Source organism: Pseudomonas sp. H1_A03, assembly GCF_054685145.1.
In genome coordinates this window covers 4,737,280-4,752,305 of the sequence record NZ_CP162829.1, presented here as the reverse complement: position 1 = coordinate 4,752,305, position 15,026 = coordinate 4,737,280, and the positions used below count along the sequence as shown (strand labels likewise).

Here is a 15,026-nt window from a genome sequence, read left to right as displayed (position 1 = left end):
TCCTGTTCAGAGACGGGGCTCGTCGTTGGTTTCAAACACCGGCGTGCGGGCTTTTGGGGCTATGCGCTGGCTGGCGAATACCACTAAGGCTTGATAGGCCGCCGGCAAGCACCGGGCGAGCAGGTCGAGGAAATACGCGTCACGGCCGATCAGCACACGACGCTTGTTTTTGCGCACGCCTTGCAGGATCACTTTGGCGGCCTGGTCGGCGTCGGTGATGAACAGCTTCTCGAAGTCGGCGCGGGCCTGCTGTTCGCTGTGGATCAGGAAACCGGTCATGTTCGCGTCGATACGGCTGCTGCGACAGATATCGGTACGAATGCCTCCCGGGTGTACGCAGGTGGCAGAGACGCCGCAGCGCTGCATATCCAGCTCTTGGCGCAGGGATTCGGTAAAGCCGCGCACGGCAAACTTGGTAGCGTTGTAGCCACTCATGCCGGGTTGGGCAAACAGGCCGAATACGCTGGAGGTGTTGACGATATGGCCGTCACCCGAGGCTTTCAGATACGGCAGGAACGCCTTGGTGCCGTGGACCACACCCCAGAAGTTGATGCCGACAATCCATTCCAGGTCGGCGTAGTCCACACCTTCCACCGTGCTCGACAGCGCCACCCCGGCATTGTTGAACACCAGGTTGACCTGGCCGTGTTCGGCAACGCAGCGCGCGGCCCAATCCAGCATGGCCTGGCGGTCGGAAACATCCAGCACCTGGGTGGTGATCAACACGGGGGCCAGGGTCGAGGTCTTGATCAACGCCTCGGTCTGTTCCAAGCCCTGGCTGTTTTTGTCCGCCAGCGCCAGGTGGCAGCCTTCCCGAGCCAGGGCCAGGGCGAGGGCGCGACCCATGCCGGATGCCGCGCCGGTAATGGCCGCTACGCGACCGTTGAATGATTTCATGACAGGCTGCCTTCTGCGGTGGAGTGGGGCGCCGGCACTGGACGGCTGGGCGTGTTGACCGGTAGCAGGTCGGCCACATAGTCCTTGAGCGCAAACTGCCGGGTGACCTGCTTGAAGCGCCAGGTGGAGCCGGGCCATAGGGTGGTGTTCTTGCCCGTGCGCGGGTCGAGGTACCAGCTTTGGCAACCGCCGGTGTTCCAGATAGTGCGCTTGAGCTTGTCTTGCAGCTGTTGGTTGTAGGCGCTTTCGACACTGGGTTTGACGTCGACAGTGGCGATGCGATGCCGCTGCATGTGCTGGAGTGCGTCGAGGATGTAGGTGACCTGGGCTTCGATCATCAGGATCATCGAGTTATGCCCCAGGCCGGTGTTGGGCCCGACGATCAGGAACAGGTTGGGATAGCCCGGCACGGTGGTGCCCTTGTAGGCGTGGGCGCCGTCTTGCCAGGTGTCCATCAGGTCCACGCCACCGCGCCCGATGATGCAATCGCGGGGCAGGGGATCGGTGGCCTGGAAGCCGGTGCCGAAAATCAGGCAGTCGGCCGGGTGCTTGATGCCGTCGGCGGTGATCACACCGTCAGCTTCAATGCGCAGCACGTTGTCGGTGACCACCTCCACATTGCTGCGCGACAACGCTGGGTAGTAGTCATTGGAAATCAGCACGCGCTTGCAGCCGATGGTGTAGTCCGGGGTCAGCGTTTTGCGCAGCGAAGGGCGAGCCACTTGTTTATGCAGGTGGCGCAGGGCGATTTTCTGCACCATCTTCATCAGCCGTGGGTGCAGGGCAAAGCCGACCACGCGGCCTTCCAGCGCCCAGTAGAAGGCGCCGCGCACCAGGCGCTGAGTGAAGGGCAGGTGCTTGAACAGCCAGCGTTCGAAGGGCGAAACCGCGCGGTCGGGCTTGGGCATGATCCACGGCGGGGTGCGCTGGAACAGGTCCAGGTGAGCCACCTGCGGCGCGATCTGCGGCACGAACTGAATGGCACTGGCGCCGGTGCCGATCACTGCCACGCGCTTACCCTTCAAGGCGTAGTCGTGATCCCATTGTTGGGAGTGAAAGCGCTTGCCCTTGAAGCTGTCGAGCCCGGGAATTTCCGGCAGCGCCGGGCGCGACAAGCCGCCCATGCCCGATACCAGTACCCGCGCACTGACCTGACGGCCATCGCTGAAGCTCAACTGCCAGCGTTGCTGTTGGTCGTCGAACACCGCGCGTTTGAGGCCCATGCCGAAGCGCAGGTAGGGCGCCAACCCAAAGCGCGTGGCGCATTGTTCCAGGTAAGCGCGGATCTCTGCCTGCGGCGCGAACTGTCGCGTCCAGTCCGGGTTGGGCGCAAAGGAAAACGAATACACATGGGACTGCACATCGCAGGCGCAACCTGGGTAGTGGTTGTCCCGCCACGTGCCGCCGAGGGTGTCGGCCTGTTCGGCAATAAAGAAGTCGGTGAACCCGGCCTCCTTGAGCTTGATCGCCATGCACAGGCCGGCAAAGCCTGAGCCGATGATGGCAATGTCGATTGAATCACTCTGGGCATTCATAAGCAGTCCTTCGTGGGCATCGGGTGTGCTCGCTTTCTTGTTTTGTCTTTTAGATAGAACACCATTGCAAAGAAAAATTGAATTACTTATTTTAAAAAAGATTTTAAATAATCTACCTGAAAATATCGCCTACGCTAGTCCCAGGTTCCTCATGTGCGAGTTGTCCGACGGACAGGCACGAAGTTTAGGTCCAGGGTGTGGACGATGGCTGAGGCCTTGATCAATTCCGGTCGGGTCGCCAGCAGTAGGGATGCAGAGGACCGAGCTATGGCTGTTGAATGGGTTATCGCTGCGGCTGTGTTTATAGGCGTGAGCGCTGCTTTGTGGGGGTTCAGTGCCTGGATGACGCGGCGTATCGAAGCTGCCGTTCCGAGCAACGGGCGCTATATGGAAGTGAATGGCGAGCGCTTTCACTATTACGAGGAGGGCAAGGGCCCACCGCTGTTGATGATTCACGGGCTGATGGGCAGCAGTCGCAACCTCACCTATGCCTTGTCCGGCCAGTTGCGCGAGCACTTTCGAGTGATCACGCTTGACCGTCCGGGGTCGGGCTATTCCACGCGCCATAAAGGCACCGCCGCAGACTTGCCGGCCCAGGCGCGGCAAGTGGCAGCCTTTATCGACACGCTGGGCCTGGAAAAACCGCTGGTGCTGGGGCATTCCCTCGGTGGCGCGATTTCACTGGCGCTGGCCCTGGACCATCCCCATGCCGTGTCTGGCCTGGTGTTGGTGGCACCCCTGACCCATCCCCAACCCACATTGCCCCTGGTGTTCTGGTCACTGGCGGTACGACCGGCCCTGCTGCGGCGTTGGGTTTCGCACACCCTGACCGTGCCAATGGGCCTGCTCACACGCCGCTCGGTGGTCAAGGGCGTGTTCGCTCCGGACACTGCCCCAGAGGATTTTGCTACCCGGGGCGGCGGGCTGCTGGGCATGCGGCCCGACAACTTCTATGCGGCGTCCAGCGAGATCGCGCTGGTCAACGATTACCTACCGGACATGGTCAAGCGCTACCCGCAACTGACGCTGCCGATCAGCCTGATTTATGGCGCGCGTGACAAGGTCCTGGACTTTCGCAAACACGGGCAGGCCCTGGCTGACAGGGTCCCCGGCCTGAAGCTGCAGGTGGTGGAAGGGCGCGGCCATATGTTGCCGATCACCGCCACGGCGCGGGTGGTCGAGGCGGTAATGCAATTGGCCAAGCGTGCCCGGCCGCCGGAAACCGCCGCGATCCTGCATCCGCCATTTGCCTTGGCAAACAAATAATCGTGGCCTCCACTGCGCGGTGGACGGTCCGAAATGCTTGCCCTAGAGACCTGACCAAACGGCAGAAAAACAGACTGCCCAGTCACGCGGAAAAGGCCTCGAAAAAGTAGTTGACGACCTATCGATTCCGCGCTATTTCTTTAAAAAAATATTTCAATGTTTATTTTGAAATGATTTTTGAAATGCCTAAGAGCGAATAAAAATGAAAAAAACGCCTTTTATCGCATGGTTGATTTCTCGGAGCATTCAGCGCTCCCCGAACCTTTTTTCTGCCTCCCTGCCACGGAGGTTGCCATGAATCAGACTCTGGCAGCCCCAAGCGTATGGACCGACGGCAAGCGTCACCTGTGGTGGCTGGGCATCATGCCCCTGGCCACGCCATTGCTCTCCGGTGCCCTGGCCATTTCCACCGGTATCCAGCAACTCTGGTGGGTTGGCGTGCTGGTGATCTTCGGCCTGATCCCGCTGATCGACGGCTTGCTTGGTGAGGATGTGAGCAACCCGCCCGAATCCGCCGTCAGCCACCTCGAATCCCAAAGCTATTACCGCTGGATCGTCTACACGGGCGTGCTGTTCGTCATTTCATCGGTGGTGATCACCGGTTGGCTGGCCGCCGGCGGTATCGACTGGATCATCCGGGGTGGTTTGTTGCAAGCTGCCGCGAACCTGGAACCGTCCAACTGGTTGTCCCACGCCGCCAGCTACATCACTGCGCGCACTCAGCTGCATGGCGAAGCGAGCTGGTTCACCTACCTGGGCATGGCCATGTCGACAGGTGCCGCTACCGGCATCGCGATCAACACGGCCCACGAACTGGGACACAAGCCCAACGCGTTGGAAGTGTTCCTGGCCAAGGTCACCCTGGCCCCGACCTTCTACGGCCACTTCTACACCGAACACAACCGTGGCCATCACGTACGTGTGGCTACACCGGAAGATCCAGCCAGTTCGCGCCTGGGGGAGAGCTTCTGGGCCTTCCTGCCCCGCTCGGTATGGCTCAGTGCCCGTTCGGCGTGGAACCTGGAGCGCGAACGCCTGCGCAAGCTCGGCTTGCCCGCCTGGCATTGGCAGAACGGCGTACTCAGCGCATGGATGTACAGCGTGGTGCTGTGGGGTGCGATGATCGCGTGGTTGGGCGTGTCAGTGATCCCGTTCCTGATCATCCAAGGCATCTACGGCTTCTCGCTGCTGGAAGTGGTGAACTACGTCGAGCATTACGGGCTTAAACGCCAGAAGTTGCCCAATGGTCGTTATGAGCGTTGCTCACCACGGCATTCATGGAACAGCAACCGTATTGTCACCAATATCTTTCTGTTCCAATTGCAGCGGCACTCCGATCACCATGCCAACCCAACCCGTAGTTATCAGTCGTTGCGCCACTTTGATGAGTCGCCGCAACTTCCCTACGGCTATGCGAGCATGATTGTCTGGGCCTATGTGCCTTACTTGTGGCGCCGTCGCATGGACCATCGAGTGCTGAACCATTATGCCGGGGATATCACCCTGACCAATCTTCAACCTTCACAACGCTTGAAGTATCTGGAGAAATACAGCGGCAGTGCCAAGCCGTTCTGAGGTGAATTAAAACATGTGTTGTGCGCTCGGGATCTGTGCATCGCGCAGGTCTCTATCGCCCAGGATTCTCCAAATGAGTTGCAAAAAAACAGTGTTTGACCCGAACAAAAATAATTTAAAGGGAAGGACGTACACTATGCAATCACCTGCCAAGTTCACCACCCATATCGTATTGGCCGCGCTGGGCCTGATCGTCTATCACCAGGCTCAAGCTGCGCGCATTGAGCCTGCCGGCAGTGCGTTTACCGCCCAGGGCCCCATCAGTTTTTCCAAAGGTGCGCTGATCAGCGCCGACTGCACCATCAAGGTCGCCGGCAAAGTGGCGGCCGACGGCTCATCGGTGAATGTCGACAAAGTTGAATTCGATGGCGGCCTCAAATGCAGCCGAGTCGAAGCCATTAACCTGCCCTGGGTATTAGTTGCCAAAGACACCAAGAGTGGTTCTATGTCGAAAATCAGCGTGGATGTTCATGCCTTTGGTTTAGGCGGCAAGTGCGGGCCTTCTACCGCCGAGGGAACATGGGATAACGCCACCGGTAAGTTGGAAGCCGCGAATGTACCGATTGGCGAAGACTGCACAATCAAGACGGTGTCGATCAAGATGCCACCGAACTTCAAAGTGGTTGAATAAACATTAAATGTTGTTGCGGTAATTGAATTGAGATTTGGCTGGAAAGGGAAGTTCTGCAGTTTCACCGTGACCTCTCGATCATGGCCATTACCCCCTGGCGAATGACTCGCCATAACATGTGAGGAAAAACAATGAAAAGCTTGAAAACCCTCGTATCGTTGTCTGCTTTGGCTGTTTGCATGGGTGCTGCTTCCATGGCGAACGCTTATAGCATCGCTCCGGTTAACACCAGCTTCACCGCGCCAGGCACCATCTCGGTGAAATCGCCATCCTCCTTCCAAGCCACCGTTAATTGCGGTGCGACGTTCACCGGCAATGTTGATGCGACGGGCGTTGCAAAAATCACGGGCGTGGCGGTGACCGGTGGCGGGCTGTGCGCCCTGCCCAAGATCACTGGTTTGCCCTGGACTTTGACCGCCACTGGCCCGGCTGCCGGTTCTGTGACCAACGTCGGTTACACCATCGCCAGCTCGATTCTGTACCCGGCCTCCAATTGCGGCCCGTCCACCATTACCGTGGGCTACAGCGGCGGCGTGCTGTCGGCAGCCAACCAGACGCTGAGCGGCAGCTGCACCGTGGTGAGCCTGAGCGTGACACCAAGCCCTGCGCTGACCATCGTGCCTTGAGAGCCGCTTGAGCACACAGGGTTGATCACCCATTGAAAACTGGCGCCTGAACCAGGCGCCAGTTCATGAATAGCCAGGCAGCAAGACGAACCGGCGGGACCGGCTCAGATAACAATAAGGAGTGCCGCATGAATAATAAGAAACAACATGTGCAGGTTTTGCTGGGGCTGGCGCTGATAGGAGGGGCGATTGTGATCGCACCCGTGCAAGCCGGCGGTTTTTCAACGCCGACCTACGGCGCGCCAGGTTGGGGTCGGGCTTTTGCGGGCGGCTCGCTGTTCAAGAATGACCCGAGCTCGGCGTACAACAACCCAGCTGCCATGGCTTTTGTAGAGCATAACGTTGCGCAATTTACCGTCGACTATGCGCGTATCAAGATCAAGTACAAGGGCGATGCCTCTGATTATGCAGGTAACCCGATTTCCAGTACTCCGTTGGACGCAGGAGGGTTTCCCGACCTCGCGGCGACCACTGCTAACAACAACGACGGCGGGCAAGGCGGGTTTACGGCCTGGTTGCCAACCGGTTTCATGGTGATGCCCCTGGGGGATCGGTTCGCTTTCGGCCTGAGCCAGGTCGTTCCCCAAGGCATGCGCTCCACCTGGGATCAGGATTCGAAACTGCGCGACTTTGCCGTGGACACCAAGATCGAAACGGTGGGTTTGACGGGGTCCCTGTCGTTCAAGGTCAATGATCAATTCTCCATCGGTGGTGGCGTGATCGTGCAGCACAGCAAGGGCTTCGTAAGCCAGAACGTCGACTTGCTATCTGCCGCTGCCGTGTCGGATTCCGTCCTGGGCGGGGTCACGTTTCCATCGGATGTCGGTAGCGCATTGATGCGTGTCAAGGTCGACAATATCTCGGCTGGCTGGTTTACCGGCGTCGTGTGGAAACCCACGGACCGAGATACGTTGGGCTTGAACTACCACGCCAAGATCAAAAACAAAATGACCGGTAAATACAATATTTACGCCGATCAGTTTTCCTACAACCTCATGACCCAGCCGAGCCCTTTCGGCGGTAGCGGCACACTGGTTAATACGGCTTATCCCGGCCTTGAACTGGCGCCGGACGGTGCCCATGCCAGTGTCCAACTGGACATTCCTGCCACTGCGGGCCTGGATTGGGTGCACCAGTTCAACGACCGATTCACCCTGGGCGCCAGCGTGACCTGGACGCAGTGGTCGTCGTTTAAAGACCTTACGCTCAAGTCGGGAGGCGCGACGATCGTCTCCATCCCCTACAACTATAAAGACACCTGGATGTACTCGGTCGGCGGCGATTTCCGCGCCACCGATGAATTGACCCTGCGTGCCGGTGTGGCCATCGACCAGACACCCACCCGCAACTCCACCCGTGACCCACGGATCCCGGATGGGGACCGCACCTTTCTGTCGTTGGGCGCTGGGTACGATGTCAAAGCGGTCAAGGGTTTGAGTCTCGATGTTGCGTACTCCCACCAGTTCGTTCAGGAGGTCAAGCTGAAGACCCAGAACGTCGATCGCCTGGGTGGCGCCAGCCTCAACGGCAAAGCCGAGTCGTCGGGCGATGTCGTCAGCTTATCGGCAACCTACGCGTTCTGACGTTTGCGGAGGCCGATGGAAGAAGGCATCAAGCGCATCTTGCTGCCTTCAACCAGCGGTTCGTCCTCAATTCAGCGACAGCGAACTCTTCTCATATCAACATTCCTGCTGCCCCATGCCTCTCGCATCTTATCGCTAGCAACTTGTTGCAGTGTTGCTCCGAGCCCATCCTAATCCGACACGCAATTACCCTTCGTAGCGCTGCTCTGAGGAGCCGCCACAACTTCCCTACCGTGACGCAAGCCAAAGTATCTGGAGTGGGTTACGCAATCACGCTCTGAATAAAACGCTGATTTCCATCGCTCAGATTTTTCCTATTTCGGCGCATGCTTAGTTGTATGAAAGTTGCTATGTCCGAATAAAAATAATTTTGAGGGAAGAGTGCTAGCGATGCAATTACCTAAAGTATTCGTCCCTCTCTGCCTAGGTTCCCATGGGGCTGTTCACTTATTGCAAGGCCGTGCCCGCTTGGCAGCGCCTACTGCACTCTCACACACCATTACCGAATGAATTGATTCTAGCTATGTATAGATCATTGATTTGAAGTTTGGCCGGATCAAGGGGTTTCGCTATGTTGCTTTAACTTCTCGATCCTGGTCATTACCCCGGCGAATAACTCGCCTTTATATGTGAGGAATATAATGATGAACTTTAAAACCCTCGTGTCGTTGTCTGCCCTGGCTATTTGCATGGGGACCGCTTCCATGGCCAATGCGTACAGCATTACCCCGGTAAACACCAACTTCACTGCACCCGGCACGATCTCGGTGAAATCCCCGTCTTCCTACCAAGCTGCTGTTAACTGCGGGGCCACCTTTACCGGCAATGTCGACGCCGCCGGCGTTGCAAAAATTACCGCTGTAGCCATCACCGGTGGTGGTCTGTGCAGCCTGCCCAAGATTACCGGCTTGCCTTGGACATTGACGGCGACGGGGGCCACGGCGGGTTCTGTGACAAATGTCGGGTACACCATCGCGGGTTCTATTCTGTACCCGGTCTCCAATTGCGGTGCTTCCACTATCACAGGCAACTACAGCGGCGGTGTGTTGACGGCGACCAATCAACCGCTGGCCGGCAACTGCACGGTAGTGAGCCTGAGTGTCAAGCCAACGCCAGCGTTCACCGTTGTGCCTTGAGGGTGGCTTGAGCACACAGGGCTGATTGCCCGTTAAAAGACAGGCGCCTTTCACCAGGCGTCTGTTGGTTTAGCTATATGAGATGGCATTAGGAATACCGTATGAATGACAAGACACGACCGGTACAGGTTCTCCTGGGGTTGGCGTTTATGGGCGGGCTGATGATTGCCGCACCTGTGCACGCCGGTGGTTTCTCCACCCCGACTTATGGTGCGCCTGGCTGGGGCAGGGCATTTGCCGGTGGTTCGCTGTTCAAGAACGATCCGAGCGCTGCGTACAACAACCCAGCTGCCATGGCGTTCATAGACCGTAACGTTGCGCAGTTCACGGTCGACTACGCACGCATCAAGATCAAATACACAGGCGCGGCCTCTGATTACGCAGGCAACCCAATTTCCAGTACCCCGCTGGATGACAGCGGTTTCCCTGATCCCACAGCGACTACCGTGAACAACAACGACGGTGGCCAAGGAGGTTTTTCCGCTTGGCTACCGACGGGTTTCATGGTGATGCCGCTTGGTGACCAATTTGCCTTCGGGCTGAGCCAGGTTGTACCCCAAGGCATGCGATCCACCTGGGATGAAGACTCGAAACTGCGCGGTTTTGCAGTGGATACCAAAATCGAAACCGTGGGTTTGACGGGGTCATTATCGTTCAAGGTCAACGACGAGTTTTCCATCGGTGGCGGCGTGATCGTTCAGCACAGCAAGGGCTTCGTCAGCCAGAACATCGACTTGCTGTCGGCAGCGGCGGTGTCCGATTCCATACTCGGCGGCACTCCTTTCCCATCGGACGTGGGCGGCGCGTTGATACGGGTCAAAGTCGACAATATTTCAGCAGGCTGGTTTACCGGCGTCGTCTGGAAACCTACGGAGAAAGACACCCTGGGTCTGAATTACCACGCCAGGATCAAGAACAAGATGACCGGCAAATACAACATTCATGCCGATCAGTTTTCCTACAACCTTATGACCCAACCGAGCCCATTTGGCGGCAGCGGTACGCTGGTGGGCACGGCTTATCCGGGACTTGAGCTGTTTCCGAACGGTGCGCATGCCAGTACCCAGCTGGATATCCCTGCCACCGCGGGCCTGGACTGGGTGCACAGGTTCAATGATCGATTCACCCTGGGGGCAAGCGTGGTTTGGACGCAGTGGTCGGCGTTCAAGGACCTGACGCTCAAGTCCGGTGACCTCACGATCGTCTCTATTCCCTACAACTACCAGAACACCTGGATGTACTCCCTGGGTGGAGACTTCCGTGCCACCGATGAACTGACCTTGCGTGCGGGCGTGGCCGTCGACCAGACGCCTACCCGTAACTCGACCCGTGACCCGCGGATCCCGGATGGTGATCGCACCTTTCTGTCCGTTGGCGCCGGGTACGACGTAAAGGCAATCGAGGGCCTGACGCTTGATATTGCCTATTCCCATCAGTTCGCTGAGCAGGTGAAGTTGAGGACCCAAAACGTAGACCGGCTGGGCGGCGCGAGTCTCAATGGCAAGGTCAAGGCGTCCGGCGATGTCATCAGCCTGTCGGCGACCTACACGTTCTGATGTTTCGCTGGGTGATCCGCTCAGCGTGTTGATGGACCAGGCGGCCCGCTCGGCCGTCATTTTTTTGCCCTAGCGTTAAATAATTATTTCAAAACAAAATTTGAATATAGTTTTCGAATTTTGTAGTGTGGCGTTACGCCGCATGTCATCCGACCCGGCGCACGTAGGCCGTACCCTGAATCAAGTAGAGGTATCTCCATGGTTATCTGGTTACTGGTGGGTTTCGCAGCAGCGATTGCCCTGGCATATCGACAAGCTGCCGCCACCCTGTGGTTGGGTGCCGGCCTGGTCTGGCTGGCGGCGGGTTACCTGTTCAACGTGGTTGCCGGATTCGGTACCACCGTCGCGGCCGTGCTGGTGGTGTTGCCCGCGTTGCTGATGACGATCAAGCCCCTGCGCCGCACCTTGCTTACCAGCAAGGCCCTAGGCCTGTTTCGTACGATCATGCCGGCGATGTCCGACACCGAGCGCGCCGCCATCGAGTCTGGCACTGTGTGGTGGGACGCCGAGTTGTTCAGCGGCAAGCCCAACTGGCAGCGCCTGTTGCAAGCTGCTCCAGCCAGTCTGAGCGCCGAAGAACAAGCCTTTCTCGACAACGAAGTGGAAACCCTGTGCGACATCGCCAATGACTGGGAAACCACCCAGGTGTGGCAGGACATGTCACCCGAAGGCTGGCAGTACACCAAGGATGCCGGGTTTCTCGGCATGATCATTCCCAAGCAATACGGCGGCAAAGGGTTCTCCCACTACGCGCACTCGCAAGTGGTGATGAAGCTGTCGACGCGCTGCTCGGCGGCGGCGATTTCGGTGATGGTGCCCAATTCCCTCGGTCCGGCGGAGCTGCTGTTGCATTACGGCACCGATGCCCAACGCAATTACTACCTGCCGCGTCTGGCGCGGGGTGAGGACATCCCGTGCTTCGCGCTGACCAGCCCCTATGCCGGCTCTGATGCGGGGGCGATTCCCGACCTGGGCATCGTCTGCAAAGGCACCCATGAAGGCGAGGAAGTGCTCGGTTTTCGTGTGACCTGGGACAAGCGCTACATCACCCTCGGCCCGATTGCCACGGTGTTGGGCCTGGCATTCCGCGCTGAAGACCCGGACGGCTTGCTCGGTGCTCCCGGCTCACTCGGCATCACCTGTGCACTGATTCCAACGTCCCATCCCGGCGTGAACAGCGGTCGCCGTCATTGGCCATTGAATGCTGTGTTCCAGAACGGTCCTACCACCGGTAAGGATGTCTTCATCCCACTGGAATGGGTGATCGGTGGCCGCGAGCAAGTCGGCAATGGCTGGCGCATGTTGATGGAATGCCTGGCAGCGGGGCGGGCGATTTCCTTGCCGTCGGCCAACGTCGGCCTGGGCAAGGTCGCGGTGCGCGGCACCACGGCCTACGCTGCCATGCGTAAACAGTTCGGCTTGCCGATCGGAAAATTCGAAGGCGTGCAGGCGCCACTGGCACGCATGGCCGGGCACCTGTATGCCTGCGATGCGGTGCGTAAAGTCTCGGTAGCGTCCCTGGATGCGGGTGAGAAACCTTCGGTGATCTCGGCCATCGCCAAGTACCACGTTACCGAGCGCGCGCGCATCATCGTCAATGACGGCATGGACATCGTTGCTGGCAAGGGCATCTGCATGGGGCCGAATAACTTCCTGGCGCGTGCCTATCAGCAAAGCCCCATCGCCATTACCGTGGAAGGCGCGAACATCATGACGCGCTGCCTGATCATCTATGGCCAGGGGCTGATTCGTTGCCATCCCTATGTGTTCCGCGAGATGGAAGCAGCGAGCAACCCGGACCGGCGCAAGGCGCTGGAAGACTTCGACAGCGCGATGTTCGGCCATGTGAGCTTTGTGCTGGCTAACACCGTACGCGCGGCAGTGCATTCTCTGACAGCGGGGCGGCTGATATCCGTACCGGCCAAGACCGACCCCGCGTTGGCGTCCTACTATCGCCAGGCCAATCGTCTGTCGGTGGTGCTGGCGTTGATTTCGGACGTTTCCATGGGCGTACTGGGCGGTGCCCTCAAGCGTAAGGAAAGTATCACCGGGCGCCTGGGGGATATTCTGTCGCAGCTGTACATTTTGTCCTGCGTGCTCAAGCGCTTCGAGGATGACGGCCGGCCCCAGGCGGACCTGCCGTTGGTGCACTGGTCGGCCCAGGATGCATTGCTGCGGGCTCATGAAGCGCTGGCCGAGGTACTCGATAACTACCCGTCAAAAGCGGCGGCGGCCGTGGTGCGGGCGTTGACGTTCCCGTTCGGTATCCCGTTGCGCAAACCTTCGGACCGTCTGCTGGCCCAGGTGGCGGATGTGGTGCAGACACCAGGCGAAACCCGCGACCGCTTGCTGGCCAATTCCTACATCCCACGTCCGGAAATCGACAAATTGGCCTACGGCGAACTGGGCTTCCGCCTGTTGCCGCAGGTGGAGCTGATCGACGCCCGACTCAAGCCCGCCGTCAAGCAGGGCTTGATCGAACCGATGCCGATCTCAGCCACGGCCTTCACCGTCTGGCGCGTCAAGGCGCGGGCGCTGGACCTGATCAGCGACGACGAAGACACCTTGCTCGGTCGCTATGTGGAATACGCCGACCACGGCATCCAAGTGGATGACTTCCCGCAGGACTTCGGGTTGCTGGAGGCGTTGCAGCGGCGCAAGCAAGCGCTGGAGCCTATGCCAAAGCGCCGAACCGCCCAAGGTGAAAGTACCTCGGTGAATTAGGAGAAACACGATCCAAATGTGGGAGCGGGCTTGCTCGCGAATGCGGTGGATCAGTCGCTGCATCGGGTGACTGAAACGGCGCATTCGCGAGCAAGCCCGCTCCCACACTGATCGGGTTTACAGCCAAGACAGCGTTGTGAGTAGAACTACCTATGAGTGACAGCTACCTTTCTTTCGTCAATTCCCCTTGGGGCCGTCGCCTGGCCCAGGCCGTTGGTCTGCCGCAACCCTTGGCGCTGCAACGTCATCGCAGCGGCCAGCAAGGCCTGGCCAACCCGGTGATCCTCGCCGGGGCAGGGCGCCTGGCCTTTGAGGTGCAGCGGATTTTCGCGGCCACCGACACCGTCACCGCCACCCCGGCCTCGCTCAAGGCGCCGTCCACGGTGAACGTGCAGGGCGCGGTGTTTGACGCCAGCGCCGTGGCCGACCTGCAGCAACTGGATGAGCTGTATGTGTTCTTCCATGCCAACGCCAAGCGCCTCGGTCAGCACGGCCGCGTGGTGGTACTCGGTACCGCGCCGGAACACTGCCAGGACTTGCCCCAAGCCATCGCCCAACGCGCCCTTGAAGGGTTGGTGCGTTCGCTGGCCAAGGAGTTGCGCCGGGCGATCACCGTGCAACTGATCTACGTGGCGCCGGGCGCCGAAGACGCACTGGACAGCAGCCTGCGGTTCTTCCTGTCGCGCCGGTCGGCGTATGTATCGGGGCAGGTGGTGCGCCTGGAAAAACCGGTGGACGGCCAGGTTCCCGTCAACTGGGACAAACCCTTCGCCGGCCGCCGCGCGCTGGTCACCGGCGCTTCCCGTGGCATCGGTTTGGCGATTGCCCAAGTGTTGGCGCGCGACGGTGCCCATGTGGTGTGCGTGGATGTACCGCAGGCCCAGGCGTCGCTGCAACACGCGGCGGAGAGTGTCGGCGGTTCGGCGCTGCCCCTGGATATCACTGCAGCGGATGCCGGCGCACTGCTGCAGGCCCATGTCAGTCAATACGGCGCTTTTGACGTGGTGGTGCACAACGCCGGGATCACCCGCGACAAAACCATCGCCAAAATGACCGAGACGGCGTGGCGCAGCGTGCTGGCGGTCAACCTTGAGGCGCCCCTGCAACTCAGCGACGCGTTATTGCAAAACCAAGGGTTGAACCCCGGTGGGCGCATCGTGTGCGTGTCGTCGATTTCCGGCATCGCTGGCAACCTCGGGCAAAGCAATTACGCCACTTCCAAGGCCGGTGTGATCGGCCTGGTCCAGGGCCTGGCACCGCGTGCGGCGGCGCAGCACGTCACCGTGAATGCGGTGGCGCCGGGGTTTATCGAAACCCAAATGACCGCGAAGATCCCGCTGATGATTCGTGAAGCGGGGCGGCGCATGAATTCGCTGTCCCAAGGCGGGCAGCCGATCGATGTGGCGGAGACCATTGCCTGGCTGGCGCACCCTGCGTCTGGCGGGGTCAACGGCCAAGTCGTACGCGTGTGCGGCCAAAGCCTGCTGGGAGCCTGAG

Annotated in this window: 11 protein-coding genes; 9 read left to right on the top strand and 2 right to left on the bottom strand. The window is 59.4% G+C overall.

The annotated features are described in order from the left end of the window. Positions 1-6: 6 nt before the first annotated feature. On the bottom strand, positions 7-897 hold the full coding sequence (locus AB4O35_RS22125; protein WP_065945344.1) for an SDR family NAD(P)-dependent oxidoreductase: 891 nt from the start codon (positions 895-897) through the stop codon (positions 7-9). Beyond that, positions 894-2,432, bottom strand: a complete 1,539-nt coding sequence (locus tag AB4O35_RS22120; protein WP_460149288.1) for a flavin-containing monooxygenase — start codon at positions 2,430-2,432, stop codon at positions 894-896. The genes AB4O35_RS22125 and AB4O35_RS22120 overlap by 4 nt, the downstream gene beginning before the upstream one ends. 267 nt (positions 2,433-2,699) lie before the next feature. Here AB4O35_RS22120 and AB4O35_RS22115 point away from each other — a divergent pair, with 267 nt between their 5' ends. The 9 genes from AB4O35_RS22115 to AB4O35_RS22075 all read left to right on the top strand — a co-directional run bounded on the left by AB4O35_RS22115 (position 2,700) and on the right by AB4O35_RS22075 (position 15,025). Then, a complete protein-coding gene (locus AB4O35_RS22115; protein ID WP_065880703.1) occupies positions 2,700-3,698 on the top strand; it encodes an alpha/beta fold hydrolase in 999 nt (332 codons plus the stop codon). 294 nt (positions 3,699-3,992) lie between these two features. After that, positions 3,993-5,273, top strand: a complete 1,281-nt coding sequence (locus AB4O35_RS22110) for an alkane 1-monooxygenase (protein ID WP_065890863.1) — start codon at positions 3,993-3,995, stop codon at positions 5,271-5,273. Positions 5,274-5,409: 136 nt separating this feature from the next. Continuing rightward, positions 5,410-5,904 (top strand): alkane oxidation protein activator PraA, encoded by a 495-nt coding sequence (gene praA, locus AB4O35_RS22105; protein ID WP_065872004.1) that lies wholly within the window; start codon positions 5,410-5,412, stop codon positions 5,902-5,904. Positions 5,905-6,035: 131 nt separating this feature from the next. Continuing rightward, a complete protein-coding gene (praB, locus tag AB4O35_RS22100) occupies positions 6,036-6,530 on the top strand; it encodes an alkane oxidation protein activator PraB (RefSeq protein ID WP_065872003.1) in 495 nt (164 codons plus the stop codon). Between the two features lie 128 nt (positions 6,531-6,658). Further along, on the top strand, positions 6,659-8,113 hold the full coding sequence (locus tag AB4O35_RS22095) for an outer membrane protein transport protein (protein WP_065872002.1): 1,455 nt from the start codon (positions 6,659-6,661) through the stop codon (positions 8,111-8,113). A gap of 641 nt (positions 8,114-8,754) precedes the next feature. Further along, positions 8,755-9,249 carry an alkane oxidation protein activator PraB gene (praB, locus tag AB4O35_RS22090; RefSeq protein ID WP_065872001.1) on the top strand — a complete coding sequence of 165 codons (495 nt, stop codon included), beginning with the start codon at positions 8,755-8,757 and terminating at the stop codon, positions 9,247-9,249. Between the two features lie 101 nt (positions 9,250-9,350). Next, positions 9,351-10,805, top strand: coding sequence for an outer membrane protein transport protein (locus AB4O35_RS22085; protein WP_065872000.1), 1,455 nt, complete (start codon positions 9,351-9,353; stop codon positions 10,803-10,805). Positions 10,806-11,003: 198 nt separating this feature from the next. Next, complete coding sequence (locus AB4O35_RS22080) at positions 11,004-13,529, top strand: acyl-CoA dehydrogenase (protein ID WP_065871999.1); 2,526 nt, start codon at positions 11,004-11,006, stop codon at positions 13,527-13,529. Between the two features lie 152 nt (positions 13,530-13,681). Continuing rightward, complete coding sequence (locus AB4O35_RS22075; protein ID WP_065871998.1) at positions 13,682-15,025, top strand: 3-oxoacyl-ACP reductase; 1,344 nt, start codon at positions 13,682-13,684, stop codon at positions 15,023-15,025. The last annotated feature ends 1 nt before the right edge of the window (position 15,026 follow it).

Coding starts and splice junctions, on each gene's coding strand:
- praB (WP_065872003.1), top strand. CDS start 6,036: ATGAAAAGCTTGAAAACCCTCGTATCGTTGTCTGCTTTGGCTGTTTGC.
- AB4O35_RS22115 (WP_065880703.1), top strand. CDS start 2,700: ATGGCTGTTGAATGGGTTATCGCTGCGGCTGTGTTTATAGGCGTGAGC.
- AB4O35_RS22095 (WP_065872002.1), top strand. CDS start 6,659: ATGAATAATAAGAAACAACATGTGCAGGTTTTGCTGGGGCTGGCGCTG.
- praB (WP_065872001.1), top strand. CDS start 8,755: ATGATGAACTTTAAAACCCTCGTGTCGTTGTCTGCCCTGGCTATTTGC.
- praA (WP_065872004.1), top strand. CDS start 5,410: ATGCAATCACCTGCCAAGTTCACCACCCATATCGTATTGGCCGCGCTG.
- AB4O35_RS22080 (WP_065871999.1), top strand. CDS start 11,004: ATGGTTATCTGGTTACTGGTGGGTTTCGCAGCAGCGATTGCCCTGGCA.
- AB4O35_RS22110 (WP_065890863.1), top strand. CDS start 3,993: ATGAATCAGACTCTGGCAGCCCCAAGCGTATGGACCGACGGCAAGCGT.
- AB4O35_RS22085 (WP_065872000.1), top strand. CDS start 9,351: ATGAATGACAAGACACGACCGGTACAGGTTCTCCTGGGGTTGGCGTTT.
- AB4O35_RS22125 (WP_065945344.1), bottom strand. CDS start 897: ATGAAATCATTCAACGGTCGCGTAGCGGCCATTACCGGCGCGGCATCC.
- AB4O35_RS22120 (WP_460149288.1), bottom strand. CDS start 2,432: ATGAATGCCCAGAGTGATTCAATCGACATTGCCATCATCGGCTCAGGC.
- AB4O35_RS22075 (WP_065871998.1), top strand. CDS start 13,682: ATGAGTGACAGCTACCTTTCTTTCGTCAATTCCCCTTGGGGCCGTCGC.